The 1190-nt window shown below is 66.9% G+C and carries 1 protein-coding gene; it reads right to left on the bottom strand.

Annotation, left to right across the window (positions count from 1 at the left end):
• Positions 1-1190 (bottom strand): flagellinolysin (locus J0A65_RS23010; protein ID WP_206596629.1); only part of this gene is annotated, 1190 nt, incomplete at both ends.

The raw sequence follows: 1190 nt of genomic DNA, 5'->3' as shown, positions 1-1190 counted from the left end.
CGAGCGCCAGGGTGTCGACATTGAACGCGCCCAGGCCGATCTGAATGGTTTCGTAGGCCTCGGCGCCGACCTGGAACTGCGTCAGGGCGCTGCCGCCGACCGCCGTGTCGTTGAACAGGGTCGGTTCGACGAGGCGGAACCCCTGCGAGCCGGGGACCCCGGTACCCTGATTGAGCAGCACGTTCTCGGCCGTCAGCGTCGGCCCGCCGTCCGCGTCCAGGCCGCCGATGGCGCCGGTGTCGGCGTTGCTCAGGTCGAGGCCCGCCACGTAGGCAGCCGCGTCGCTGCTGAACTGGCTCTGGAAGTCTGCGAGTCCGGTGAACGCGCCATGGCTGGCATTGCTCAGCGCCTGGTCCAGCGTGGAACCGGGATTGCTGTTCAGGTAGCCCATGATGTCCTTGATGCCCTTGCCACCCTCGGCCTTGATGCTGGCATGCATGTAGCGCACCGCCGCATAGCCGCCGGAGTAGCCTGCGGAGCCGCTGACGTCGTCGGCATTGAAGGCGCTGACGATCGCCGTGGTATTGGTACCGCCGGCGGTGTCGGCGGCCAGGCGCTCGTCCGCACCCTGTACGGCTTCTGCGGCACCCTCGATGAACCAGGCGGGCAGGCCGGCGGCGAAGTTCATGGTGCGGCCCATCACCGCATGGGTCATCTCGTGGGCAATCACGCGGTCGGTGTACTGCGGGTAACTGCCGCCGTCGGGTAGCGAGCTGGCGTCGAAGTACGCGAGGTTGACGTTGAGCACCTGATTGAGCACGCGACCGTTGCCATCCGCGCCGCTGGAGGAGACCGACGCCAGAGCCTGGCTGCTGCTGTCGTTGCTGAAGGTGATTTTCAGCTCGGCGCCGTCGGCGCGCAGACCGAAGGCGTCGAAGACGCGCTGTTCTCCTTCGCTGATCCAGAAGCCCTTGAGCGAGTTGAGCACGGCGCGCTGGTCCAGGTCGCCGAGGGCAGAGGACTGGCCCTGGGCGAAGACCTTGCGGCCGGCGAAGGTGGTGGTCTCGTTGACCCGGTCGATCTCCTGCAGCAGTTGCTGCGCTTCCTGGTCGAGTGCCTGGCGCTCGCTGGCGCCGTTGGAACCATTCATTGCCTGCAGGCCGAGCGAACGGATGCGCTGCAGGGCGTCGGTCACGCTTTGTAGCGCGCCCTCTGCGACCTGCAGCAGCGAAATACCGTCGTTGGCGTTA

This window comes from Bowmanella yangjiangensis (assembly GCF_017255015.1).
GTDB lineage: Bacteria > Pseudomonadota > Gammaproteobacteria > Enterobacterales > Alteromonadaceae > Bowmanella > Bowmanella yangjiangensis.
The sequence above is the reverse complement of the archived record's forward strand: the minus strand, read 5'-3'. Positions and strand labels throughout refer to the sequence as shown.